The 26484-nt window shown below is 31.7% G+C and carries 27 protein-coding genes and 1 other RNA gene; 10 read left to right on the top strand and 18 right to left on the bottom strand.

Translation table 11 applies throughout. The annotated features are described in order from the left end of the window. Positions 1-2: 2 nt before the first annotated feature. The 7 genes from trpA to KO494_RS09095 all read right to left on the bottom strand — a co-directional run bounded on the left by trpA (position 3) and on the right by KO494_RS09095 (position 7005). Positions 3-767 (bottom strand): tryptophan synthase subunit alpha, encoded by a 765-nt coding sequence (gene trpA, locus KO494_RS09125; protein WP_215967296.1) that lies wholly within the window; start codon positions 765-767, stop codon positions 3-5. A gap of 171 nt (positions 768-938) precedes the next feature. Next, a complete protein-coding gene (gene trpB, locus KO494_RS09120) occupies positions 939-2120 on the bottom strand; it encodes a tryptophan synthase subunit beta (protein ID WP_215967295.1) in 1182 nt (393 codons plus the stop codon). A gap of 21 nt (positions 2121-2141) precedes the next feature. After that, the gene (locus KO494_RS09115) at positions 2142-2777 is read right to left on the bottom strand and encodes a phosphoribosylanthranilate isomerase (RefSeq protein ID WP_215967294.1); all 636 of its coding nucleotides are present in this window, start codon (positions 2775-2777) and stop codon (positions 2142-2144) included. A gap of 87 nt (positions 2778-2864) precedes the next feature. Next, positions 2865-3650, bottom strand: a complete 786-nt coding sequence (trpC, locus tag KO494_RS09110) for an indole-3-glycerol phosphate synthase TrpC (RefSeq protein WP_215967681.1) — start codon at positions 3648-3650, stop codon at positions 2865-2867. 58 nt (positions 3651-3708) lie between these two features. Beyond that, positions 3709-4701: an anthranilate phosphoribosyltransferase gene (trpD, locus tag KO494_RS09105; protein WP_215967293.1), complete on the bottom strand. Its 993-nt coding sequence runs from the start codon at positions 4699-4701 to the stop codon at positions 3709-3711. Positions 4702-5029: 328 nt separating this feature from the next. Further along, entirely contained in the window at positions 5030-5599 is a 570-nt protein-coding gene (locus tag KO494_RS09100) for an aminodeoxychorismate/anthranilate synthase component II (protein ID WP_215967292.1), read from the bottom strand. Continuing rightward, on the bottom strand, positions 5596-7005 hold the full coding sequence (locus KO494_RS09095) for an anthranilate synthase component I family protein (RefSeq protein ID WP_215967291.1): 1410 nt from the start codon (positions 7003-7005) through the stop codon (positions 5596-5598). The genes KO494_RS09100 and KO494_RS09095 overlap by 4 nt, the downstream gene beginning before the upstream one ends. A 399-nt stretch (positions 7006-7404) precedes the next feature. On the opposite strand from KO494_RS09095, the gene KO494_RS09090 reads away from it, so the two are divergent. The 5 genes from KO494_RS09090 to KO494_RS09070 all read left to right on the top strand — a co-directional run bounded on the left by KO494_RS09090 (position 7405) and on the right by KO494_RS09070 (position 9983). Next, positions 7405-7938, top strand: coding sequence for a TlpA family protein disulfide reductase (locus KO494_RS09090; RefSeq protein ID WP_215967290.1), 534 nt, complete (start codon positions 7405-7407; stop codon positions 7936-7938). Between the two features lie 12 nt (positions 7939-7950). Next, positions 7951-8571 (top strand): thioredoxin family protein, encoded by a 621-nt coding sequence (locus KO494_RS09085; protein ID WP_215967289.1) that lies wholly within the window; start codon positions 7951-7953, stop codon positions 8569-8571. Between the two features lie 102 nt (positions 8572-8673). Beyond that, positions 8674-8985: a rhodanese-like domain-containing protein gene (locus KO494_RS09080; RefSeq protein ID WP_215967288.1), complete on the top strand. Its 312-nt coding sequence runs from the start codon at positions 8674-8676 to the stop codon at positions 8983-8985. Between the two features lie 13 nt (positions 8986-8998). Then, complete coding sequence (locus tag KO494_RS09075; protein ID WP_215967287.1) at positions 8999-9391, top strand: rhodanese-like domain-containing protein; 393 nt, start codon at positions 8999-9001, stop codon at positions 9389-9391. 136 nt (positions 9392-9527) lie between these two features. Then, the gene (locus KO494_RS09070; RefSeq protein ID WP_215967286.1) at positions 9528-9983 is read left to right on the top strand and encodes an SHOCT domain-containing protein; all 456 of its coding nucleotides are present in this window, start codon (positions 9528-9530) and stop codon (positions 9981-9983) included. 42 nt (positions 9984-10025) lie between these two features. Here KO494_RS09070 and ssrA read toward each other — a convergent pair. Beyond that, positions 10026-10419, bottom strand: a transfer-messenger RNA (tmRNA) gene (gene ssrA, locus KO494_RS09065). Positions 10420-10751: 332 nt separating this feature from the next. Here ssrA and KO494_RS09060 point away from each other — a divergent pair. The 5 genes from KO494_RS09060 to KO494_RS09040 all read left to right on the top strand — a co-directional run bounded on the left by KO494_RS09060 (position 10752) and on the right by KO494_RS09040 (position 16659). Then, a complete protein-coding gene (locus KO494_RS09060; protein ID WP_215967285.1) occupies positions 10752-11954 on the top strand; it encodes an NAD(P)-dependent oxidoreductase in 1203 nt (400 codons plus the stop codon). Between the two features lie 18 nt (positions 11955-11972). Then, complete coding sequence (locus KO494_RS09055) at positions 11973-12755, top strand: SDR family oxidoreductase (RefSeq protein WP_215967284.1); 783 nt, start codon at positions 11973-11975, stop codon at positions 12753-12755. A gap of 138 nt (positions 12756-12893) precedes the next feature. Beyond that, on the top strand, positions 12894-13880 hold the full coding sequence (locus tag KO494_RS09050) for a patatin-like phospholipase family protein (RefSeq protein WP_215967283.1): 987 nt from the start codon (positions 12894-12896) through the stop codon (positions 13878-13880). A gap of 16 nt (positions 13881-13896) precedes the next feature. Further along, positions 13897-15231 (top strand): hypothetical protein, encoded by a 1335-nt coding sequence (locus tag KO494_RS09045; RefSeq protein ID WP_215967282.1) that lies wholly within the window; start codon positions 13897-13899, stop codon positions 15229-15231. 6 nt (positions 15232-15237) lie between these two features. Next, positions 15238-16659 (top strand): Dyp-type peroxidase, encoded by a 1422-nt coding sequence (locus KO494_RS09040; protein ID WP_215967281.1) that lies wholly within the window; start codon positions 15238-15240, stop codon positions 16657-16659. Between the two features lie 53 nt (positions 16660-16712). Here the strand turns inward: KO494_RS09040 and KO494_RS09035 are convergent, their stop codons facing one another. From KO494_RS09035 to KO494_RS08990, 10 genes are all read right to left on the bottom strand, one after another. After that, on the bottom strand, positions 16713-17603 hold the full coding sequence (locus KO494_RS09035) for a YitT family protein (protein ID WP_215967280.1): 891 nt from the start codon (positions 17601-17603) through the stop codon (positions 16713-16715). 31 nt (positions 17604-17634) lie between these two features. Next, positions 17635-19200, bottom strand: a complete 1566-nt coding sequence (locus KO494_RS09030) for a hypothetical protein (RefSeq protein WP_215967279.1) — start codon at positions 19198-19200, stop codon at positions 17635-17637. A gap of 41 nt (positions 19201-19241) precedes the next feature. After that, entirely contained in the window at positions 19242-21185 is a 1944-nt protein-coding gene (locus KO494_RS09025) for an adenylate/guanylate cyclase domain-containing protein (protein WP_215967278.1), read from the bottom strand. 176 nt (positions 21186-21361) lie between these two features. Continuing rightward, complete coding sequence (locus KO494_RS09020) at positions 21362-21769, bottom strand: DUF2809 domain-containing protein (RefSeq protein ID WP_215967277.1); 408 nt, start codon at positions 21767-21769, stop codon at positions 21362-21364. Between the two features lie 458 nt (positions 21770-22227). After that, the gene (gene creD, locus KO494_RS09015; protein ID WP_215967276.1) at positions 22228-23598 is read right to left on the bottom strand and encodes a cell envelope integrity protein CreD; all 1371 of its coding nucleotides are present in this window, start codon (positions 23596-23598) and stop codon (positions 22228-22230) included. A gap of 89 nt (positions 23599-23687) precedes the next feature. Further along, complete coding sequence (locus KO494_RS09010; RefSeq protein WP_215967275.1) at positions 23688-23981, bottom strand: transcriptional regulator; 294 nt, start codon at positions 23979-23981, stop codon at positions 23688-23690. Between the two features lie 35 nt (positions 23982-24016). Continuing rightward, positions 24017-24472 carry a hypothetical protein gene (locus KO494_RS09005; protein WP_215967274.1) on the bottom strand — a complete coding sequence of 152 codons (456 nt, stop codon included), beginning with the start codon at positions 24470-24472 and terminating at the stop codon, positions 24017-24019. Continuing rightward, positions 24473-24793, bottom strand: a complete 321-nt coding sequence (locus tag KO494_RS09000) for a hypothetical protein (RefSeq protein ID WP_215967273.1) — start codon at positions 24791-24793, stop codon at positions 24473-24475. After that, a complete protein-coding gene (locus KO494_RS08995; protein ID WP_215967272.1) occupies positions 24790-25398 on the bottom strand; it encodes a hypothetical protein in 609 nt (202 codons plus the stop codon). The genes KO494_RS09000 and KO494_RS08995 overlap by 4 nt, the downstream gene beginning before the upstream one ends. A 69-nt stretch (positions 25399-25467) precedes the next feature. After that, positions 25468-26460 (bottom strand): transglutaminase domain-containing protein, encoded by a 993-nt coding sequence (locus KO494_RS08990; RefSeq protein ID WP_215967271.1) that lies wholly within the window; start codon positions 26458-26460, stop codon positions 25468-25470. Positions 26461-26484: the final 24 nt, after the last annotated feature.

The following is a 26484-nucleotide window of genomic DNA, read 5'->3' as shown; positions in this document are numbered from 1 at the left end:
GTTTAGTTTAAAATGGATTTAACAAAGCTATTTATTTCTGAAACTCCTTTATTGGTAAGATGCTTTATAAAAGCAGAACCAATTATTGCTCCTTTGGCATGTGTTGTTGCTTGAGAAAATGTTTCGTTGTTTGAAATACCAAAACCAATAATCTGCGGATTGTTAAGTTTCATGTTTGCAATACGTTTAAAGTACTTGGTTTGTTCCTCACCAAAACCAGAACTACTACCTGTTACGCTAGCGCTACTTACCATATAAATAAAACCGTTAGATATAGAATCTATAAAGTTAATGCGTTCTACAGAGGTTTGCGGCGTGATTAAAAACACATTGATTAATCCGTATTTTTCAAAAATAGCTTTGTACTCTTCGTTGTACACATCTACAGGTAAATCAGGAATTATTAATCCGTCGATACCAATTTCCTGACATTTTTTACAAAATGCTTCTACACCATATTGTAACATTGGGTTAAAATAGCCCATGATGATTAAAGGGATAGAAACGGTTTTTCTAATATCTTTTAGTTGGTTAAAGAGCAGCTCTGTGGTCATTCCGTTTTTAAGAGCTTGTGTAGAACTTGCTTGAATGGTTGGGCCATCTGCTAAAGGATCACTAAAAGGTAAGCCAATTTCTATCATGTCTACACCACTTTTTTCTAGATTTTGAATGATGGTTGTAGTGTTGTCTATACTTGGGTAACCTGCTGTAAAATATATAGAAAGTAACTTCTTGTTTTCTTTAAGTTTTGTTGGAATGCGATTCATAATATTTTTTTATTTGTCATTTTGAAAAACAAGGTGACATGGTGTTCTTTTTTGTTATGCTTTTTATAATAAATACTGTGGTTGCGTTAAGGATGGAAAGGTTTGTTTGAGCTCATCTTTGATAGCGAGCCTAGACAGCCTGACCCTTGTGGTAACGCCATAATTATTATTTTAAAATTTAAAATAGTCTATATAATTCTGTAAATCTTTATCGCCACGACCTGATAAGCTCAACACGACAACATCTTCTGGTTGAAACTTTTTCTGTTTGAAAACAGCTAAAGCATGCGAGCTTTCAATGGCTGGAATAATACCTTCAAGTTTGCATAATTCTAATCCTGCTTGCATGGCTTGGTCATCTGTAATGGCAATAAATTCGGCACGTCCTGTTTTGTATAAATGGGCATGCATTGGGCCAACACCTGGATAATCTAATCCTGCCGAAATAGAGTATGGCTCTGTGATTTGTCCGTCGTTGGTTTGCATCAATAAGGTTTTACTGCCATGAATAATACCTTCTTTTCCTAAAACGGAAGTGGCTGCACTTTCCCCCGAATCGACGCCTAAACCAGCAGCTTCAACCGCAATAAGTTTTACTTCTGTGTCTTCTAAAAAATGGTAATAGGCTCCAGCAGCATTGCTACCACCACCAACGCAAGCTACTACGTAATCTGGTTTGGTTTTGCCTTCGTGTTCTTGTAGTTGCCATTGTATTTCTTCTGAAACGACTGCTTGAAAACGAGCAACCATGTCTGGATAAGGATGCGGACCAACCACACTACCAATAATATAGTGCGTGTCTACAGGGTTATTAATCCAATCTCTTATGGCTTCGTTGGTAGCGTCTTTTAGTGTTCTGCTTCCTGATAAAGCAGGAATAACTGAAGCGCCCAACATTTTCATTCTGGCAACGTTTGGTGCTTGACGTGCAATATCAATTTCGCCCATATATACTATGCACTCTAAACCCATTAAGGCACAAACGGTTGCTGTGGCAACACCATGCTGTCCTGCACCTGTTTCGGCAATAATTCTGTGTTTACCCAAACGCTTGGCCATTAATATCTGACCAATGGTGTTATTGATTTTGTGTGCTCCTGTATGGTTTAAGTCTTCTCTTTTTAAGTATATTTTGGTGTTGTATTTTTTTGAAAGACGTTTTGCAAAATATAATGGAGAAGGACGACCAACATAGTCTTTTAGCAGTTGGTTAAATTCTTTTTGAAACTCAGGTTCAGCCATAACTTTAAGATAGTTTTGGCGTAACTCTTCTACATTAGGATACAGCATTTCTGGTATGTAAGCTCCACCAAACTCTCCGTAATATCCTTTTTCGTTAATATTATAATTCATTACTGATAACTGTTTTCTTAATTAGCGTATATAATTATTGATGGCTAATTGGTGTTTAAATTCTTTTAGTTTGCTTAGGTCTTTTACTCCTGGTAGTTTTTCAAACTTGCTATTTAAGTCTAAGGTGCAGCACAAATCAGATTCAGGTCTTTTTAAAAATAGTAGTAATGCTTCTATTTGTTCTGGACCAATGCCACCACTTAAAATATAAGGTTTTTTTGAAGGGTATTTTTTAAACACATTCCAGTTAAAAGGGTATCCATTTCCTCCTGGTTCTTTTCCTTTGGTGTCAAAAAGAAAATAATTGCAAACGTCTTCATAGGGTTCAAGAACGCTAAAATCAAATTGGTTTTTTACAGAAAACACCTTAATAACAACGATGTTGTATTCTTTTAATTGGGCACACATTTCTGGCGATTCATTACCATGTAATTGTACGCCATCTAATTGATAGGTTTCTATTTTATCTACAATAAATGCTAATGATGCATTTACAAAAACACCAATTTTTTGGATGCTTTCTGGTAATTCAGGCATTTCTGTATTAAAGTATCGAGGTGATTTTTCGTAAAATATAAAACCTAGATAATCTGGTTGTATTTCTGCAACATCTAAAATGTTGTTTTCGGATTTCATTCCGCATACTTTTAGTTTCATAATTTCTGTTGTTCTGAATGGTATTCAGAAGCTTTTTTATTGTTAGTTTTTTTTAGTATAGATTCCTGGTTGCACAGGAATGACCAACTATTTGTTTAATTCTTTAATAAATGTTTTTGCGCTTTCTCCTGCGTTTTCTGTTTTCATAAAGTTTTCACCAATTAAAAAACCTTTATAACCATACGGTTTTAGTTCTTTAATTGCTGCAACAGCACTAATGCCACTTTCTGATACTTTTACAAAATCATTAGGTATTTGTTCGCTAAGTGTTTTGCTGGTTTCTAGGCTTACTTCAAAGGTTTTTAAGTTTCGGTTATTTACACCTAACATATCTAAACTAGGCATGATTGCTTTTTGCAATTCTTCTTGATTATGCACTTCTAAAAGTACATCTAAATGTAAGCTTTTTGCAAATTCTGAAAATGTTTTTATTTCTGCTCTGGTTAAAATAGCTGCTATTAGTAAAATAACATCTGCTCCGTAGGCTTTTGCTTCAAGTATTTGGTAGGTATCTATAATAAATTCTTTACGTAATACAGGTAAATTACAACTAGCTCTTGCTGTTAGTAAATCGTCTAGGCTTCCTCCAAAGTATTTACCATCTGTTAAAACAGACATGCCACAAACACCTGCGTTTTCATATCCTTTAGCCACATCAAAAACGTTTAAGTCGTGATTTATTACTTGTTTTGAAGGGGAACGACGCTTGTGTTCTGCTATGATTCCCGTTGGACTATTTTTTAATTTGTTGGCCAAAGAAATGGTTTCTCTTTCAAACAAAATAGACTGCTCTAATTGTTTGCTAGGAATTAACTGTTTACGAAGGTTAACTTCTATGCGTTTGTCTGTTACTATTTTTTGTAATATGTCCATGATTACGTCTTTCATTTTCGGTTTGCAGCTCAAATGCTTACTGAATACTGTGGCTTTGTTATTTACTCAATGCAATTAAAGCATTTAAACTTGCTTTTGCTTTTCCGCTTAATAGTGATTCTTTAGCGAGTTCAAATCCTGTTTTGTGGTCTATCTGTTTTGTAGTTGCAATTGCTAATCCTGCATTTGCGCAAACTACATTGTTTTGTGCTTCGGTTCCATTTCCTGAAATAACATTTATAAATATTTCTGCTGAAGACTCTACGGTGTTTCCGCCAAAAATAGCACTTTGCTCAATTATATCTAGGTGTAAATCTGCTGGAGAAAGCATGGTTTCTGTATGGTTAGAAATAATTTTGGTATCACTAGTTAATGAAATTTCATCATAGCCATCTAGAGCATGAACAATACTATAGTTTTTGTCTGTTTCCTGGTATAAATATCCGTAAAGACGTTGTAATTCTAAATTAAAAACACCTACTAGCTGATTTTTTGGAAACGAAGGATTTACCATTGGACCTAACATGTTAAAGAAGGTTTTAACACCAAGTTCTTTTCTTATAGGTGCTACATTTTTCATTGCTGGGTGAAATAAAGGTGCGTGTAGCACACAAATTCCTGCTTTTTCTATAGACTGTTTTAAAAAATCTTCTTGGTTTGAAAATTTTATACCTAGAGCTTCCATAACATTAGAAGATCCTGATGCAGAGGATACTCCATAATTACCATGTTTAGCAACCTTAACACCAGCACCAGCAGTAATAAAAGATGCTAGTGTTGAAATATTAAAGGTGTTTTTTCCGTCTCCACCTGTACCACACAAATCAATGGCATTATATGCAGATAGGTCAATAGGAATGCACAACTCTAATAAAGCATCTCTAAAGCCTTTTAGTTCTTCAATAGTAATGCTTCGCATCATATACACCGTTAAAAATGCGGCAATCTGGCTTTGGTTGTAATCGCCTTTTGAAATATTTACCAAGACCTGTTTTGCTTCTTCGGTAGAGATGTTTTCGTGGTTTATTAGTCTGTTTAGTATTTGTTTCATGTGCACTTCCCGCATAAGTGGGAATCTCTTTTAATTAAACTTTATTTTCTTTCTGAACTATTTTCAGAAACTTAATTTATTATACTTCTTTCTTTTTATTCCTTTTGTCTTGATGCAAAACGAACCAAAAAATCAAGACCAAGTCAAGGAATTTTTCAGTTTTGTAAACTGAAAACCGATTTGAAAATTTCGCGTCGAACTGCATTCTCCTGTTTCCGAAGCTTTTCTTTATCTATTCTTCGCCTTGGCAATCCATTCTGAGAATGGATTTTGGGCTTTTAACTTTGTTATTTTTTTTAACTGCAAACTGCAAACTGCAAACTGAACACTAGTTGTTAACCCAATTCTCTAATATCTGCTTTCCGTCAGGAGTTAAAACCGATTCTGGATGGTATTGTACAGCACGTACATCATAAACTTTATGACGAAGCGACATGACCTGACCATTTTCATCAAAAGAAGTAGCCTCTAACACTTCGGGTAAGTTTACATCTACCACCCAAGAATGATACCTTCCTACAGGAAATGTTTTTTTTAATCCTTTAAAAAGTATTTCGTCATCAACGGTTACTTTAACTTCTGAAGCAACGCCATGAAATACGTGGTCTAAATTAACTAAAGTACCTCCAAAAACTTCACCAATTGCTTGTAGCCCTAAGCACACACCAAAAATACTTTTTGTTGAAGCATAGGTTTTTATAATTTCTTTTAATAATCCTGCTTCGTCTGGAATTCCTGGTCCAGGAGAAAGAACAATTTTATCAAAGTCAGCTACTTCTTCAAGGGTAAGTTTATCGTTTCTTTTTACGGTTACCTTGCAATCTAAATCCTCTAAGTAATGCACTAGATTGTAGGTAAAACTGTCATAATTATCTATTACTAATACTTTTGTTTTCATCTGTCAATTCTTTCTGCCAATTCAATAGCTTTTGTTAATGCACCTAATTTATTATATACTTCTTGTAATTCGTTTTCAGGACTAGATTTTGAAACAATTCCTGCTCCAGCTTGCCAATGTAGCTGGTGGTTTTTACTCATAAATGTTCTAATCATTATGGCGTGGTTATAATTACCTTTAAAATCCATAAAACCAATAGCGCCACCATAAAAAGCACGACTTGTTTTTTCATATTTTTCAATAAGTTGCATAGCATTGTGTTTAGGAGCACCACTTAAGGTACCTGCAGGAAACGTGTCAGCCACCACTTGCATGGTTGGTGTGTTTTCATGTACTTTACCTGTAACTTTACTTACTAGGTGAATAACGTGGGAGAAAAACTGCGCCTCTCTATAGGTTTCTACTTGTACTTGGCTACCATGTCTGCTTAGGTCATTTCTTGCTAAGTCTACCAGCATCACATGCTCGGCATTTTCTTTAACATCTGCAGCAAGTTGTTTGGCTAGTTTTTGGTCTTCTTCATCATTACCTGTTCTTTTAAAAGTACCAGCTATAGGGTGAATTTCTGCTTGGCCATTATTAACAACAAGTTGTGCTTCTGGAGAGCTACCAAAAATTTTAAAGTTTCCGTAATCAAAATAAAAGAGGTAAGGCGAAGGATTGACGCTTCGTAAAGCACGATATACATTAAATTCGTCTCCTTTAAAATTTTGTGCAAATTTTTTAGATAATACTAGTTGAAAAACATCTCCTCGAGCACAATGTTTTTTAGCGAGTTCTACATGTTCTTTATATTCGTTATCTGTAAGGTTTGAACTAATTTCACCTGTAGCAGTAAATTTATAGGAAGCAAAATTCTTTGCCTTTATGAGTTGTAGAATTTCATCAATATTATTGTTGTTATTATCAAAGCAATGTGCAAAAATATAAGCTTCATTTTTAAAGTGGTTAATTGCAATAATGTTTTGATATACCGAATAGTAAATCTCAGGAATGTTTAAAGAATCTGGTTTTTTAGTGATTTCTACGTCTTCAAAATACTTAACAGCATCATAAGCCGTATAGCCAAAAATACCATTATTAATAAATTTGAATTGTTTATCTGAGGTTACCTTAAAACGCTGGGTGAATTTATGAATCTCTTCGGTTACAGAAATGCTTTTGGTGTAGTTTTTTTTAGAACTCCCGTCAGGAAATTGTTGTTCTATCTCTTCATTTTCAATTTTAATAGAAGCTATAGGGTTAAAACAAATATAGGAGAAACTATTATCATTAGCGTGATAATCACTACTCTCTAACAATATACTGTTTGGGTATTTATCTCTAATTTTAAGATAGATACTTACAGGTGTTATGGTGTCTGCCAATATTTTTTTATAATGTGTATAAAGACTGAATGTTTTCATTTTTTATTTGCTGAATTTATATCAGTATCTCTTTTTTTTAAGAGATCTTTTGTTTTTTTTATTACATTCTAAAAACAAGTTTAGAATAAAAAAAGGCTTGTCGTGAATGACAAGCCTTTTAAAGTATTTTTATTTAAATATACGGTATAGCGTTAGTTCACGAAGATTGTTTTTCGAGAGTTCCACCACCAAGTATTATTTAAGAATATGTTCATTGTTATGAATTTGAGTCAAATATATAAATCTAAATATTAAATAACAATATTTTATAAAAAAAAAGTCACGAAAATAGTAGTTGTTGAAAAAGCAATACTGTAAAGGAGCTAATAGCTTACACATTCCATTAAATTTTTGTTAAAGCTCTGTAGGTTCTATTTACTAATGTATATTTTTATAGTTATGAATATAAGAGTTTTATTTATTGTGTTTGTTTTGTTTTTAAATTGTAAAAATGAAAACAAACCCCAAGAAATTACTTCTACTAAAGAGAAGGAGTATGTTTTAGAAGATAAACCAATTGTAGAAGAATATGACTTTAATGCTTTTGAAAAATTTTTAAATATTAAAGACGATAAAGTATATGTAGTAAACTTTTGGGCTACCTGGTGTGCACCTTGTATTAAAGAGTTGCCTTATTTTGAAGCAATACATGAAAATTATAAAAATAAAAATGTAGTCGTGTTATTGGTAAGTTTAGATTTTCCGAAGCAATACCAAAAAAAACTAATTCCATTTATGCAGAAGCATAAATTAAAATCTAAAGTAGTAGCTTTAAACGATCCAGATTCAAATTCGTGGATTCCTAAAGTAAGTGAAGAGTGGTCTGGTGCAATACCAGCAACCCTTATTTATAATAAAGAAAAACGTGCGTTTTATGAGCAATCATTTAACTATGAGGAGTTAAAAACGGAAGTCAATAGATTTATTAATTAAAAAAACATACAAATGAAAAAGGCAATTAAAATCGTTTCTGCATTAGCAATAGTTTTGCTAATAAGTGCATTTACTGTAAGTAAGGTAAGTGTACATTCGGGTTATAAGATTGGTGATATCGCTACCGATTTTTCTTTAAAAAACATTGATGGAAAAATGGTTTCTTTGGCAGATTATACAGACGCTAAAGGCTTTATTGTAATATTTACATGTAATACTTGTCCTTATGCAGTAGCCTATGAAGATAGAATAGAGGCTTTAAATAAAAAATATGCAGACAAAGGATATCCTGTAATAGCAATTATGCCAAACAATACAGATGTGCAGCCAGGAGATCGCCTGGAGGCAATGCAAGCAAGAGCTAAAGCAAAAGGATTTACGTTTCCGTACTTAAAAGATGAAGGTCAAAAAATATATCCGCAATATGGTGCAACAAAAACACCGCATGTATATGTTCTTCAAAAAACAAAAAAAGGAAACCAAGTAAAGTATATTGGTGCAATAGATGATAATTACCAGGATGAAGCTTCGGTTAGCAAAAAATATGTTGAAAATGCCGTAGATGCTTTATTACTAGGTAAAGAAGTTGAAGAAAAAGAAACAAGAGCAATAGGTTGTACTATAAAAGTATAAGTGTAGCTTTATGTGAATAAAAAAAATCTGAAGTAGTAATACTTCAGATTTTTTTTCGTCTAGTAACTAAAGAAATATTAATTTTGTAAAAAAAAAGTAAAAATGGCAGATTTAACACAAGAAGAGTGGGCAGAAGCATTAGCTAAAGATGAAAATGCAGTAATATTAGATGTAAGAACCGAAGAGGAAACCGATGAAGGTATTATACCTAATGCTATAAAAATTGATATTTATAAAGGACAAGAATTTATAAATCAAGTAGAAGCATTAGATAAAAGTAAGACCTTTTACGTATATTGTAGATCAGGAGGTAGAAGTGCACAAGCATGTGCCATTATGAATCAGTTAGGTTTTACAGAAACACATAATTTACTTGGCGGATTTAACGATTGGACAGGAGAAGTAACTAATTAAAAATTACAAACCAATGAAACGCATATCCATACTATTAATAACAGTGTTAGCTTTAACAAGTTTTAGTTGTAAAGAAAAAGATACAACAAACATAAAAGTAATTACTACGCAAGAAATGCAATCGCTTTTAAAGATGGATCAAGTGCAATTGGTAGATGTAAGAACACCCAAAGAATTTAAAAGTGGTTATATAGCCAATGCACAAAATATAGACTTTTTGTCACCAACTTTTGATCAGGATATCTTAAAACTAGATAAAGAAAAACCCGTTTTATTATATTGTCATTCTGGAGGAAGAAGCGCAAAATGCGCAAAGAAACTAGAAGATGCAGGTTTTACAAAAATATATGATTTACAAGGAGGTATTTCTCGATGGAAACACCAAGGGTTAACAGTTACAGAATAGTAAAAAGCCTCTCCAAACGGAGAGGTTTTTTTGTGGATTTTAATTTCTTAATTATATTTTAAATATAAAAAAAGTAGGCTAGGAAGAACAGGTGTATTACAAAAGAAATAACTAGTTTTATCTAAATCAATTTAATATGAATAAATTAATAATAGCCTTACTTTTTGTTTCTTTAAGTTACGGTCAAGAAAGTTATAAATCTACTTCAGGAATTATATTTAAAGAAGGAGATACATTAAGAATAGGTAGTCCTTTGAGTCATTTAGGCTGGAAAGCTATTTTTAAAGACAAAGAAAGAACTACATTGATTTCTAATAAAAATTTTATAGATAAAGAAGTTGTTGTAAAAAGTATCAATACTAATTCTGATCCAGTAAGTTTATCTTTTTTAATATATAGAAAAGAGTTTTATATAAATATTGATGATGCATTAGCAAATAATGAGTTGATACCTAAAGTAAAACTTGAATTAGCAAATAATAAATTTCAAAAAAAATACGAACTTTTAAAAACTTTAAAAGATTTTCTTGATAATGGTACCATTACTAAAGAAGAATATCAAAAGGAAAAAACTAAAATCCTTAATCAGTAAAAAGCCTCAACTATCTGTATTATAGATTGTTAAGGCTTGTAAAAGTGGAGTCGGAGAGAATCGAACTCTCGTCCAAACAAGTAACCAAAGGGCTTTCTACACGTTTATTCTTTTCTTGGGTTTTCGATTGCAAGCTGGTTAAAGACAACCCACTTACAACTTATCTTTTTTATCTCGAAAGTGCATCAAAGCGCTACACCATCATAGTCAATTTTTACGATGCCTCAAAAAGAACGCCATTAACCAAGGCTTTCAAGAGACATTCAGCTTTCCTACCTAGTAGGACGAGGCTTAATCTTACTATAATTCAGATTAGGCAGCTAAAGCGTAGTTATTCTCGCCGTTTAAAAAGTTGAAATAAGTATTTACGAGTATAATTTCATTACTCGACGTGCTTACCGTTTCATTAATCTCGCTGTCAAAACCAGTCGACCCCGTTTTTAATCCTGATAATTTGGGCGTTACCCATTTTTACTTTTAAGGGCAAAAATAGGTCAGGCTTTCGGCAGTCGCTTTTTTTTGAAAAAAACAAAAAAGAGCTTCAACAATGCCTCCATCCTTAACGCGAGCAAACCTAAGCAAAAGCATCGGTTTACAAATGCAAAGTTATTAAAAAGTTTGTATAACCTTGCAATTCCTATTACTTTAGTGCAAAAATTATTCCAACCATATATTCCTGACAAATATTCGTGAATTCATGGGAATAATAAATGCAATAGTATAACCATAAGGTTCCCACTTTCGTGAGAATGAAAAAATAAATTTTCAATGAAATTCGCAATCATAAAAGAACGAAAAAACCCACCAGACAGACGTGTTGTTTTTTCACCAGAAAAACTAGCAGAAGCTCGTGCACAATTCCCTCAAGCAGAATTTGTTGTAGAATCAAGTGATATTAGAGTATTTCCAGATGCAGCATACAAAGCATTAGGATTTGAAGTAACAGATGACGTGTCAGATGCAGATGTTATGATTGGAGTAAAAGAAGTACCTATTGAAAATTTAATACCCAATAAAAAGTATTTCTTTTTTTCGCATACCATAAAAAAGCAACCATACAACCGTAAGTTACTTTTAGCCATGCTAGAAAAAAACATAGAAATGTATGACCACGAAACCATTGTAAAACAAAGTGGAGCAAGACTTATTGGTTTTGGTCGTTATGCAGGATTAGTAGGTGCTTACAATGGCTTTAGAGCATTAGGTTTACGCGATGGTTTATTTAACTTACCCAAAGTAGAAACATTAGCAGACCTAGATGCAGTAAAAGCAGCATTAGATAAAATTACCATACCAAATATTAAAATACTACTTACAGGAACAGGAAAAGTAGCTCTTGGTGCAAAAGAAATACTAGACCATTTAAAAATAAAACAAATAAGTGACGCACTGTATTTAACTTCTGCATTTACAGAGCCTGTTTATGTTATGGCAGATGTTATGGAATATGCAAAACGCAAAGATGGCAAAGTAGGAGATAAATGGGCTTTTTATAAAGATCCAACAGGTTATGAAAGCAATTTTATGCCTTACGCAAAAGAAACCGATTATTTTATAGCAGGACATTTTTATGGTAATAATGCACCATATTTATTTACACGTGAAGATGCAAAATCACCAGATTTCCGTATTAATTTAGTAGCAGATATATCTTGTGATGTAGATGGTCCTGTGGCTTCTACATTAAAAGCATCTACCATTGCAGATCCATTTTATGGTTATGATGCAGAAACCGAAAAAGAAGTAGCCTTTGATGCACCAAATGCAATAACAGTTATGGCTGTAGATAATTTACCTTGCGAACTACCAAAAGATGCCAGTGAAGGTTTTGGAGAAATGTTTCTAGAACATGTAATTCCAGCATTTTTTAATAATGATAAACGTGGTAGATTAAAACGAGCAAGAATTACCCAAAACAAAAAACTTACAGAAAGATATTCCTATTTACAGGATTATGTAGACGGAAATTAATTTATATTATATTATTACATGACCAAAACCGCATTAATAACAGGAGCAGCATCAGGATTAGGCTATGAATTAACCCTTTTGTTAGCCAAAGATGCCTATAAATTAATTTTAGTAGATATTAACGCAGATAGTTTGGCTAAAGTTAAAACCCAGTTAGTACATGATTTTAAAGTTGAAGTAATTACACTTGCTAAAGATTTAAGTATTCCAAATATTGCCCAGGAAATCATGGATGATATAAATAACACTCCAATTGATGTACTTGTAAATAATGCAGGTTTTGGTTTGTTTGGCAATTTTTATGAAACCAATTGGCAACGTGAATCTGCTATGTTGCATGTGCATGTTATGACCACAACTCATTTAACGAAACTAGTTTTAAAAGGTATGGTTGCTCGTAATTCTGGTAAAATATTAAATATGTCCTCGTTGGCAGCATTTCAACCAGGACCATTAATGTCTATTTATTATGCTTCTAAAGGCTATATGCTTTCTTTTTCTGAGGCCATTGCCTGTGAGTTAAAAGATACAGAAGTTACGGTTACCGCTTTATGTCCTGGACCAACCAAAACAGCTTTTCAAGAAACAGTTTCAGAAGATGCTAAAGAAAATAAAATTACCTTTAATATGGCCTCTGCAAAAGAAGTTGCAGCTTATGGGTATAAAGCTATGCTAAAAGGAAAACCTGTTGCTATTCCAGGTGTTTTTAATAAGTTTTTAGCAACTTTACCAAGACTGATGCCTAGAAAAGTAGCTGCTAATATTGTTAGAAAAATTCAAGAAAAGAATAGAAAAGACTAATTGCTACTACATATTTCCTTCGATTTAATAGCCTTTCTAGTGACTAAATACGTGTAAATAGCTGTTTGTTAGTTGTTTATATTTATTTTTTTATGATTTGTATTATAAAAAATTGTAAATTTAGTTGAAACTATAGGTATGAAAATCAACAACTTAGCATTAAAAGGAGGAGGCGTTAAAGGTATTGCATATGTAGGTGCATTAAAAGAATTAGACAAAGCAGGTATTTATAAAGGTATTAAACGTGTCTCCGGAACTTCAGCAGGAGCTATTGTTGCTTTAATGATTGCTTTGCAATTATCTCCAGCTAAAATTGAAGCGTTAATGCGTCAGTTAGATTTTAAATCTTTTAAAAATGGCTGGAATCCTTTACGGATTTTTACTAAATATGGTTTGTATACAGGTGATGCTATTCTTCAATTTATTTATAAATGCTATGCGGCTTCTTCGTTAGGTCTTCCTAAGAAAGCCACTTTTAGTGATTTTGAAAAAGCAGGATGCAAAGAAATTATTGTTTTTGCTTCCGATTTAAATACTAAAAATATTTGCGAATTTTCTAATTATAAAACTCCAGATTGTATTGTTGCAGAAGCTATTAGAGCTTCTATGTCTATTCCTTTTTTCTTTAAAGGTTGGCAGTTTTCTAATAATATTCCTAACAATCATATTTATGTAGATGGAGGTGTGATTTTTAATTATCCCTTATCTTTTTTTGATAAACCTCGCTTTCATGAAAACCCAGTAGAATATCATCAAGAGTCTTTAGGGTTGTTTTTAGAGCCTAAAAAAATATATGAAAGTTTTGATAACCAAAATGAAGAAAAACTAGCCACAGAAAAAATTCATGGCTTTAAAAAAATGATGTATCAAGCAGAGTTTAAATATGGCATGTGGATATTTAGGTATATAAAACACCTGTTTGACACCTTAATGAATGCACAAGATATTGATTTGTTTGAAGAAAGCCATCTGGTAGATAGAACTGTTTTTATTGATGATTTGGGTATTTCTGCTACAGATTTTAACCTTACAGATCAAGATAAAACCAATCTTGTAAATTCTGGTAGCAAAGGAACTTTACGGTATTTTGAATATTTAAAAAGCAAAGAAGTAATTAACAACTAACCAATGTTCTTTTAAAATGAGCCAGCAAAATCCATTAACTCTAGTAACGCCTATTAAACCAGAAAAACTGGCAGCATTGTATAAAGTGCTTTCTAATATGAAGTACAGGTTAGAAAAAGGAGAACATGAATTGTTTGAAAAAAATAATAACATACACTACCTAAGGTGGTTGGTTATAGATGACAAAAACACTGTTTTTTTTAACGAAACAAAAAGAAACCCTAAACTAGTCTTTTCTTCTAATTTTGATGGTAAGGTATTAGCACATATTACTGATTTAAGTAGTGATATGGATCACCAGTTAATTGATGAAATATATTCTTGTTGTATAGGTTATCCTGAACCAAAGGATTGTACTCCAAAAACAAGAGCTGTTTTTTTTAAGAAACACATGATAAAAGTTTCTGCTTTTTATAAAGGAAGTCCAGGTAGAAGCCTAAAACAAATAAGAGAAGAGCAAGATTTAAGAATGTATTTGCGAAAAAAATTAGATACAGAAAACTGGAAGGGTTTAACCGCACAACAAATTCATCAACAATTAAAAAAGGAAACGCGTGCTAATGCGGCTTTTTCCATCCTTAATACAAAGTACAGTATGCCAAAAACCAATTGGTTTAAGTTTGCTTTACTAGTAATTGTTTTGCTTGCTTTATTGCCATTAATTATTGTCTGGATTTTAATAGTAGAGTTTGCTTATGAAAGAAAAGACCAACATTATACCAAAACTAGAAGTGATTTAAATGCAGATAAAATTAAAATCTTGGAAGAGTATGAAGACCTAACTAGTGGTGAAGATTTAAGTAAAGAAGAGCAATCTGTAGCTGGTGTTTTAGTAAAAGATAAAGTAATTAATTACCAAAATCAGTTTTCGCAGTTGGTAGAAATGAAAGAAGGTACAGTACGTTTAATAACCTTTAAAGCAATGATGCTTTTTGCTAAAACCTTAATACCAATAAAGTTTGTAAAAGGAGAACTTATGGGTATTCCTACTATACATTTTGCACGTTGGGTATTGTTTGATGATAATAAAAGAGTGCTCTTTTTTAGCAATTTTGATGGTAGCTGGCAGCAATACTTAGGAGATTTTATAGATCAAAGCGGCTGGGGACTTACAGGTATTTTTTCTAATACCAAAGTGTTTCCTAAAACACGCTTTTTGTTAACAGGTGGCGCTTATGATGAAGAACATTTTTTAGCATGGAGTAGAGATTCTGAATTGCCAACGCAAATTTGGTATTCTGCCTACCCAAGTTTATCTATAAAAAATGTAAATAATAACAGCCAAATAAGAGTATTGTTTTCTAAAAACCTGAATAATAAAAAAGCAAAAAAACTATTCGAACTAATTTAAAAAAAAATGCAAACAATAGAATTAAAAGACGTGCAAGGGTATATTTTTAGAGCCTATGGTAATATGAAATATTCTAGATTTACTTTACTAAAAGTAAACAATCCTAAGGCTGCTAAAAAGTGGATAAACTCTATTTGTAATCAAATTACAAATGCCTCTATAGTTGCAAAAGATGAATTGCCAGATACTTGTCTTAATATTGCTTTTGCTCCTAACGGGCTTTCAGCATTAGGGCTTTCACAAGAAAATATAAACACTTTTTCACCTCCTTTTAAAGAAGGTATGACAACGGTACACAGAACAAGTTTGTTAGGTGATATTGATAGTAGTTCACCAGAAAATTGGCTTTGGGGAGGATTAAAAAATGAACCTGTACAACTTGTGCTTTTGGTTTTTGGAAAAGATGAAGCCACTTGTTTAGCGTATTATAACTCGCTTAAAGATGAATTTGAGTCTCATGGGTTAGAAGAATATAGAAATTTAGACGGACTTACTTTAAAAGATAATAAAGAGCATTTTGGTTTTAGAGATGGTATAGCGCAACCAATAATTAAGGGAAGCGGAAGAATAGGTCCAGAGCACAACAGTGTTAATCCTGGTGAGTTTGTTTTAGGATATAAAAATAATTATAAGGTATATCCAGATTCTCCAACCATTGAAAAACCTCAAGGGAATATGAATTTATTGCCACCAAGCCCTTTAAAAACAGGAAAAAAAGATTTAGGTAAAAACGGAAGCTATTTTATTATTAGGCAAATGCAACAAGATGTAGAAGGCTTTTGGAATTTTATGAATGATAGAACACGCAATGCAGATGGATCAATAAACGAAGCAGAAAGTACAAAACTGGCATCTAAAATGGTAGGTAGATGGCCAAGTGGTGCTCCTCTTTCTAAATTTCCAGATAAAGATCCTGGTGGTACTAGTGATGAAAATGATTTTTTATATGCTAAAGATGATCCTAAAGGTTTAAAATGTCCGTTTGGCTCGCATTTACGCAGAATGAATCCTAGAGATAGTTTTGAAACAGATACGCCAAAAAAATCACTGTTATTAAGTAATCGTCATCGTTTAATACGTAGAGCAAGATTGTATGGAGATCAAATTATAGGTACACCAACAAATAACAAACCTAAAGGAGATGTTGGTTTATACTTTAATTGTTTTAGTGCAGATATAAGTAGGCAGTTTGAGTTTTTACAATACACTTGGTCTAATTACCCAAAAATAAAACAATTGTATAGTGATCCAGATCCTATAATTGGTGTGGTTGAAAACCCTAAGAAAGGCCAGGAGCAACAATTTACACAGCAAGGAGATCCAATTAATAAAACAGAAAAAAATTTAAAAAGATTTATAACCATAAAAGGAGGTGCTTATTTTTTCTTTCCTTCTATTACAAGCATACGTTATATTTGTAGTTTGTAAATTACTTAAATTTATACTAGGTTCTTTTTTTTATCTTTATAATATTATACTATTTAGTGGTGTTTCTTTTTACTGGTAATTCCGCCACCAACTTCTTTAATGTTTAAAACAAACATAAATGCTTTTGGGTCTATGCGTTTAATAGCCTTTTTTATTTTATGCACTTCTAATCTTGTTACTACAGTAACTACAATGTCACAATCGTGCTTTATACCATAAGAGCCAGGTAAATTACCACGCTCTCCTTTATACACAGTTATAGCTTTATTAAAATCGTTTACTATAAGTTTTTTTATTATTTCTGGGTTAGGAGAAATTATAGTTAAAGAAATTAGTTTTTCAAACCCATCTACTACATAATCCGAAACTTTAACAGCAGTGAAAAAAGTAAGTATTGAGTACATTGCTTTTTCAATTCCTAAGTAAAGGGCAATGACTAAAAACACTACAGTGTTAATGGCTATTATTATTTCTGAAGTGCTTAAACCAAACTCTTTATGTGTAAAATCTGCCAACACTTCAAGACCATCAATTACACCTCCACCACGAATTACAAAACCTATGCCAAGACCAACAAAAACACCTCCAAAGGCTGCGGTTAAAAAATGGTCATGTGTTACTGCAGGAACAGGTAGAACACTTAGAAATATACCCAGAAAGAAAAGAGATAATAATGAATGTATTGCAAAATTTTTGCCTATTTTTTTATAGCTTAATATTACAAAAGGTATATTTAAAAGAATTAAAGGTATACCAACATTAATATGATAAAACTCATGAATCAAGATAGAGATTCCTAGCAAACCTCCATCTAGAAAATGATTAGGAATCATAAAGCCTTTAATAGCAATAACAGCAAAAACTACTCCAAATATTTTCCAAAGTAAAGATTTTAAAGATAAGATATTTGTTAGGTTAATAGTGTTTGATTTAGAGTTGTTCATAGGAAAAAGATTTAATTATTATTATTAATTTTTAATCGCCATTTTCAATATATTCTTTAGCGTGTATCAAGCTTGCTTGCATAAATTTTTTGAAAACAAGAGAGAGTATGATGCTTAACATTATTCTGGCAAAAATGTTTTTATAGGTAAAAGAATAATCCCAAGTAATTCTAGTTTTATCGTCAATGGTATCAAACCAAATTTGGCCATAGGCTAGTTTAGAAAAGTGTTTTATAGAGTTATTAAATTCTGTAATTCTATAAGCGTAATTAGCATAAGGATTATACTTTATAAGCTCTTCTATAGTAGACTGCTTATGGTCAAAAAAAACTTTTCGTTTTGCTCCAATTTGATTGTAAGGGCCTTTTATAACTTCGGTATTAATAACAGCAGGAATGGTAGCATATTTTTTTAACCAGTTAGGCAATTCGTTATTGCTAGAAATAAATGTAAAAGCAGCAGGTTTAGAGCAGTTTACAAGTACTTGAGCAGATCTTTTTAATATCTTTTTCTTTGGTATTTCTTGAGGAATAGTATGTTCTTTATGTTTGTAAGTGTCTTTAAAAAAAGAAGCATCTTCTTTGGGTTCTACTTCTAAAACGCCGTTTTTACTATGTCTATAAGCAGACATGTATTCATACACACGCTTTCTAGCACGATTAAAACTACCTAAAGGTCTGTGCTCTGGTAGTGCATGCCAGCTATTAAAAGAAAGGTTTTCACCAAATTTTATTTGTTTGTTGGTGTCAAACTGTTGAGGTACAATTTCTAAGGTGGCTAGTTTTACAAATTCTGAAGTCCATGGTACTGTTGGGTCTTCAATAGGCATGCTAGTAGCATCTGTTTGAAATTGCACATAGAAATCAAATTTAGCTGCATGATTGTTTAGAGTTTGTGCCATATTAATTTTTAAATAATCAGGCTCTTTTATATTTTCATTTATATAGATATTATCTGCAGATGGTTTTAAAAAATACTTAACAGTTTCCTTTTTTAGACCAAAACGATATGGCTGTGTGCTCCAATACGGAATACTTAAAGGGTTGTTACATTTTACAAAGGTTTTCATGAGTCTTTTAAGAATGCTCCAGTGTTTTGGATTTAAGAAGTATAGTGCGAGTTTTAATTTGCTTTTGGCAGTAGATGCTTTTAATGTACCTCTAAATTCTTTAATGTTTTTTGAAAAAAAGGTTTCGCTACTCATTAATAAAAAATCATGCGTTGTTTCGTGTCTTTTATCATTAAGTATTTTTTCACCAGCAACACCCATTAGTTTAATAGCTATACCACGAATATCTTTTTTCTTATCTGGTTTAGGTTGTGATTGCGAATTAGAAAAACGCACCCAACTAGCGAAGGTTTTAGGTTCTTTAAAAACACCAACTTTATACTTGGTATCTAAGTTTGGTTCAATAATAAATTTAGCTTTAACACAGCCATGCATTTTGGTGTGTATTTGGCGTAGCATTTTTTTATTGGCATACAATCTGTTCATTTGTGCTTGCATTTCATTTATCATTTCTTTAATGATAGCGTCTTCATCTGCAGCAATATATTCCTGTCCTAGTTTTAAATGGTTGGTTGGTAGCTTTGTCATAATACAATGTCTTGATAATTCTTGTTATATCTACAATAGGTCTATTTAGGATAATTAATTTGCTCTAAAAGGGTAGCGAATCTTGCGTCGCTACGTAGCGGATTAAATTCAGGACCATACTTTAAAGCAATTATCCAGCTGTCTTTATATGTAATTGCTTTGTTGAGGTATAAAAAGGCATTGTCAAAATCGTTTAAATACGCGTAAATAAGTCCTATGCCTAGAGGAGAAATATTTACTTGTTCTTGGTTAGATTGCAAATTGTTTAAAATGGCTATTGATTCTTCATGGTCTCCATTTTGTGCTAATGCAATACTTAAGGTTATTTGCGACCACCCTAGTCCGTGTGCTAAATCTGCAGCTTTTCTGGCTTCGGTTACAGCTCTTTTGCTATCGTTTTCCAGTAAGCTATTATAGGCTAATAAACGTTGGGCATCGGAGTGGTTAGGAATAGCTAAAAGCAAGTTGTCTAGTACTTTTCTAGCTTTATGTGCTTGTTTTCCCCAAGTATAAAAGCAGCCTAATAAAAATTGATAGAAATAAGAAAGCGGGTTGGTTTCCATGATGGTTAACGTTGCATTTACAGCAGCTTCAAAATCTCCTTTAGCAAAGGCATGATACCATGGGTCTATAGCAACACCTGTAAAATAAAAAGGTACACTTGCTTGTGAAGCTTTTATGTAATGGTCTTTTGCTTTCTGGAAATCCCAATGGTACCAAAAATTAATCTGACCAATTAAAAAATGGGCTGCTGCAATTTCATTATTTATAGATAATGCTTTATCTGCATAATATTGCGCTTTACTAAATCCATTTCTTGGAGAGTGAATAAGATACATAGTAAATAGAAAATGAATATTTGCCAAAGCAGCATAGGCTTCTGCATAATTGGGTTCTAGCTCTATGGCTCTGGAGTAACAGGTAAGGGCTTTATCAAAACCTTGAATAAATTTTTCTTCGTAATACCTGCCTTTTAAAAGCATTTCATACGCTTCCATATTTACAGGGTTTACTTTATTGGTGTTTTCTAATAAGGTAACTTTAAGATTTTTTGAAATTTTATTAGCGATATCATCTTGTATTTCAAAAATATCGGTTAATTCTCTATCATAGCGTTCTGCCCAAATTTGACTGTTTTCCTGTACATTTATTAAGTGAGCATTTATTCTGAGTCTGTTTCCGCTTCTTCTAACGCTACCTTCTAGAATATGGTTAACGTTTAGTATTTTACTTATTTCTTTTTGTGATAATTCACTGTTTTTAAATCTAAAAGAAGAACTTCTTCCCGTAATTTTTAAGTCTTTTATGTTAGAAAGTACAATTAAAATATCTTCTGCTATCCCTTCGCAAAAGTATTCTTGATCAGGATCATTTGTCATATTGGTAAAAGGCATTACAGCAATGCTTTTTTTTAATATGTCGTTGGTATTTGTAAAGAAACCATCTGCTTGTATATTGATGCTACTTTCAAAAGCATCGGTTACTACTACTTGGTAAATTTTTATGTCTTCTTTGACGTTTTTTAATTTAAACGCACCAATAAACTTGGTTTCAATACCTTTTTTGTTGTAGAGGTTACTTTGTACAGCATGTGTAATATGTGTGCCACCAGAAGGAGCAGTAGGTTCTACTCGGGAAGCTATATTAACACCATCTCCAAAAATATCGCCATTTTCATAAATAATTTCGCTTAGGTGTAACCCAATTCTTATGTTAAGGTTTGGATTGTTTTTTGTGGCAATATGTATTTCTGAAGCAGCAGAAACGGCATCTGTAGCAGTAGAAAAGATAGCTAGTATACCATCTCCTAACTCTTTAATCCACTCGCCATCATATTTTTTAATTATTGAACGATGAATTATTCTGTTTTCATCAAGTGTTTTAAGTGCTATGCCTTCATCTTTACTCATTAATGAAGTATAGCCAACAATATCAGTAAACATGATACAAGCTAGTTGTCTCTTTTTTGTTAGGGTATTGGTCATAGAAATTATAGATTAAATTAAATATTTGTTATTTAATTTATTCTAACATAATAATTTGTCTACGAGTAGATAGAGGTATAATTTGCTATTAATCAATACAATGTAAATATACGTAAAAACTAGTTATAATATATATTTAATAAAAAGGAGAGTTGTGTTTGATGATGCAATAGGTTTTAAAAATGATTTGTATACATATTTTTAAATGATGTTTTAAAATTAGCAGCCTTTTCATAAATAAGAATAGAAATTACACCAAGTGTATAGGCTATTAAGTCTGATGCGCTAAAGGTGCTTCCTAAAATTAGTTTGGCTATAGTGTTATTTTGAAGTTTTAAAATAGTTAAAAAGCTTGTTAGTTGTAAAAACTCAATGCTAAATGCTATTATTAAAACTACTGTTGCAAGGTAAAAGGGCTTGGTTTTAAGGAAACTTTTAAATATACAATAGAGAAGCATGACGACTAAATAATCTCCAAAAGTATGGCGAATAAAGCCTTCTTTTAAAAAGATTGCAATTAAAGCTTCTATTATAAAAAAGATTATGGAAGCGATTAGGTAGTTTTTGTTTAATTGTAGTTTCATTTTACATCACTATGTGTTAGTTTTTAATTTTTGAGTTTTTCCGTCTTTGATTTCTTTTTAGAAATCAAATTCACCTTCCCTTGAAAAAAGGAAGGTGTTTATGATGTTACTTTGTTCTTGATTTATTTCTATTATTTAATTCTTTGTTTTAGAACAACATTGGTATTTGTTTTTCTTCTATTTTAAATAAGACTTCTAATTTTAATTCTCTTCCTTTTTTTAAGGAAGGATTGGATTCCGTTTTTCTTTTGAAAATGGAATAGGAGGTGGTTTTTCTTGTTCTGCAGCTTCTAGTTTGTTACTATTTGCGTTAGGGATGAAACGGTTTGTTTGAGCTCTTTTTGTGATACAAGATCATGGATTACGCTAAAGTTGCCATACAAAAAAGCGAGTAGTGAGAGCCCGACCCTCTGAAGCTTTTCGCGAAAGCGGGTAACGCCAAAATTATTATTATTTTATTATCCGTTGGTCCAATCTATTTTTCTAGATACAAACATGACTGTTGCTAGTATGAAGAATAAACCAATGCTACCAACCAATAGTGCATAGTTTTCTAGTTGAATAATTACATAAATAAAGGTGTATAATGCGGTTAATGACACACCTATAAATAGTGGGAATTTTAATGTTTTTAGAATGGATTTAGCATAGAGTGTGATTAGGGCAATTACCGAAATTCCTGCAATGAGATAAGCTTTTAAAAAGTTGCTGTGTTCTGAAATGGAAACGAGTAAGGTATAAAACATGGTGAGTGCAATACCAATCATTAAATATTGAAATGGGTGAATGTTTATTTTACTCATGGTTTGTATGAGGAAGAAAATAAGAAAGGTTAAGCCTATGACTAGAAAGCCGTATTTAGCAGAACGCTGTGATTTTTGGTACTCGTCTACCATGACCATAAATTTGGTTCCGAAGGCGAAAGCATTGAGGTTTGGTATTTTGTTAAGGTGTTGTTGTGAGAATGCTCTGTTAATGTGTAATATTTTCCAATCTGCTTTAAAACCGTCTTTGGTAATGGTTTTGGTTTCGTCATTAGGTAAATAGTTGCCAATAAAACTAGGGTCTGCCCAATTAGAAGTCATGTGCATGGTTGTAGTTTTACCAATCGGGATGATTTCTATTTGCTTACTACCATTAAAGGACATGGAGATACTAAAATTGGTGTTTTGGGTTTTGGTAATATCTTCTTCTTTTATAAAGCCAGATTCTAAAACATCGAGATGGTTATTTTTGTTGGAATCATTAAAATTGGTTTGAAAGGAATAGGTATTGTTGTTTAGTTTTAAAAGTATTTCACTTTTAATTCCTTTTAGGTTAGAGGTTTTAATGATGATGCTTGCTTTATTAAAAAGGATGTCTTCTTTTTTTATTCCTTTTGCAGTAAGATCTGTAGGGATATAATTTCCTGTGAAATCCATATTTGTTGAAAATACTGCAGATTCAAAGTTTCCTCTGTTTAGTGTTTTAGACTCTACTGTTGTTTTTGCGTTAAGTTTTTCGGGAAAAATATAGGCATAATTAATATGTGTTTGGGTTTCTTTAAAGTAGGTTTTTGTTTTTTCGTTGTAGGTTTTTGTTTCGCTGTAGGTTTTATACGGAAGTTTTAAAATTGGGCCATAAACTAAAACGTGATTTCCCCATTTTTGATTTATCTCATTTACAACGTCTTGTTGCCTAAAGGAACGTTCTGTAATTAAACTTTCTATAAATGATAGCGGAATAAGTAATACGATGCTTAAAAAACCAATCATGAGCATTCTAGCGGTAATAGAGGTTTTTATCCAATTACCAAATCTGTTTGTGTTTTGTTTTTGTGTTTCTTCCATAGTTAATTATTTTAAAAGTACTTTGAATTTCAAAGCAAAAGATTAAAAAAAAGGAAAACCCTTTTTATTGTACCCTCAAAGGAGGGAAGTTATTGTTTGTTAATTAATTTTTCTAGTGCTTCAATATGTTTTTTAAATGCTAATCTACCTTGTTTAGTGGTAGCATAACGTGTGTTTGGTTTTCTGCCAATAAATTGTTTTTCTACTGTTATGTAGTCTACTTTTTCAAGCGCTTTGGTATGGCTTGCTAAATTACCATCTGTAACGTCTAGAAGTTCTTTAAGCATTTTAAAATCGGCATAATCATTTACCATTAAAATAGACATGATGCCTAATCTAATTCTATGGTCAAATGCTTTATTTATGTTGGTTATTATGCTCATGTATTTACTGTATAGGCAGGAGTTTTTTATTTAAGTTACGTTTGGTGTTGCGTTACTTTAGTTACTTTTCCATTTTTAAAATAGATGTCTAATACGTCTGGATCTATATTAAAAAGTCTGGGAACAAATCCAATTACATACGCCATGTGATTTTGGTTGTACGTGTAAAAATCTTTTCCTAATAATTCGATTATTTCTTCTTTTGTTTTTCCTATTAATATTTTACTTTCAATGATATCTTCAGACATTTTATATCTTTCCTCAATATTTGTTTCCCATTCTTGTTTATCAAAATCATTGGAAGGGTAATACGAAACTGAAAATATCCATAAATAAATTAATCCCAAATAAATTATAGGACTCAAAAATATAGCTGGAATTATGGCTATTAGTTTTCTGTTTTTATCGTTTCCTAGATTTCGCTTTTTTAAAACCCACTTCGATAAAAAGTAGGATGGAATAGCTAGAATCAGAATTATTAGAATGCTCATCTATTGGTAATTAATTTCATTATCGTCAATGGTTTTCATCTTGTTAAAAAGAATAGCCATTGCAAAACAAATAAAGCCAATTAGTATAGAAACAGGTATTAGTATAATAATAGCTTGGTTGCTTGTTTTTCGTTTCGCCATTTGGCTAAGGTATAATTCTGCTTGTACCGATTTTTCACTAGTATCTATAGAACCATTTTTGTTTATATCAAATTTTTCAAAAGTTTGACTAAATTTTTGATTAGAATAATAGGTATAGGTTACACCAAGAACATAAACTAATATTGTTGCAATTACTCCTGTTTTTATTGCTTTGCTCATTTTTTATCGTATTTAAAATACATGATGGTTCCGTAAATAATGTGTAATACACCAAAGCCAAGTACCCAAAGGATAAATCCATAACCTGGTAACAACGCACCAATTAAGCCTAAAATAATTTCTATAAAACCTAAATATCTAATGTCTCCAATACTGTATTTGGAAGCATTTACTAACGCAAGACCATAAAATAGTAACATCAAGGCTCCTGCTTGTCCGTATTTTTGTTGTGCTAAAATAATTAATATATAAAGACCACCTGTAACTAGCGGAATTAAAAAATTAAGAATGAGTCTTCTAGAAGTGCCATCCCAGATTTTCTCATTATTTTTTTTTGCTTTTCTAGTGGTTAAAAAAATTGCAGTTACAATACTAAACAATGCAACCAAAGCTAAGATTAAAAGGCAGGTTCTAAACACCCAACCATCTAAAAGTAATGTGCCATAACTATGGTTCTTTACCAACCAATAGGCAATAGTTGCACCAATAAGTGCGTAAATACCTGCTAATATTCCAGATAAACCGCTTAATGAAATAAACCGCGACGATTTATTCATTAGGTTTTTAATCTCACTAATATCTTTTAAATAATCTTTAGCTTCCATATAAAAGTACTTTGAAATACAAAGTAAATATAATTAAAGGAAACTACCAACATAATTTTTTGTTAAGATTTAAGGATTGTTGTTTTGTGTTTCAATTTTAAAACCAATACACGCTTCTGTGTTACTAAAGACGGTTAAGTTCTTGGCATTTTTGTTTTTAACTCTTATTGTTGTAAAATATTTATTGTCTTTACTTTTTCTAAGGAATATTTTTTTTGCATTTAAATCTTTATCTAATAAATAGTGCAAGATTGGTTTCTTTGGTACCTCGTCAAAATATAAAGTAATAGTCTTTTGATCTTTAGAGGTATAAATTATACCACTATGTTGTTTTGCTATTTTTAGGTTTGAATCAAAATAATGCGAGTAGAAGATAGGAGTAGCGAAGAAATCTTTTAACTTCACTGGTTTCTGTGTTAATTGCCATTCTTGTTTTGCAGGGAAATGGTGATTTATAAATTTGTCTGGAGCAGTAAAGAAATAGAAATCGTTGAAACTTTTAATAAATTTTTTAGTTTGCATGTCTTGATAACCTGCAGACCAGGTGACATCAATAAGCTCCCATTTGTTATTTATTTTTACAATATTCCAAGCGTGATCTTTAATAACTCTGTCAATACCAATATCGTTTATATCTGATTTTGTTAAACCATAAATTATTTGAGATTCTATATTTAGTTTATTGCATATTGTTTTATAAAGAATGGAATATCCATAACAGTTTGCGGTTTTAGAATTTAAAACATATTCTATTATATTTATTTCTTTTTTCTTTAGTTCTCTACTTTTTTGATAGTCTGAATAGTAAACCTTATAAATATTATTGTTATAGATGCTGTTATAGTCATCATTGTATTCTATATTTAATGCAATCCAGGTGAAAACAGCTCTAGCTTTTTCGATGTCTGTTTTAAAATCGTTAGAAATTCTAATGGCTAAAGTTTGAGTGTCTGTAAAAGCTGGATAGCTTGCTACTTTTTTGTCAATAGGATTGTATTCGTATACATTAGAATAACATACTAAAGTAATTAGAAATAAAAATGTAGATATTAGTAACTTCATAATAGCAATTTACAAAAAATAAGA

The organism is Lacinutrix sp. C3R15 (genome assembly GCF_018860825.1).
Taxonomy (GTDB): domain Bacteria; phylum Bacteroidota; class Bacteroidia; order Flavobacteriales; family Flavobacteriaceae; genus Oceanihabitans.
The sequence above is the reverse complement of the archived record's forward strand: the minus strand, read 5'-3'. Positions and strand labels throughout refer to the sequence as shown.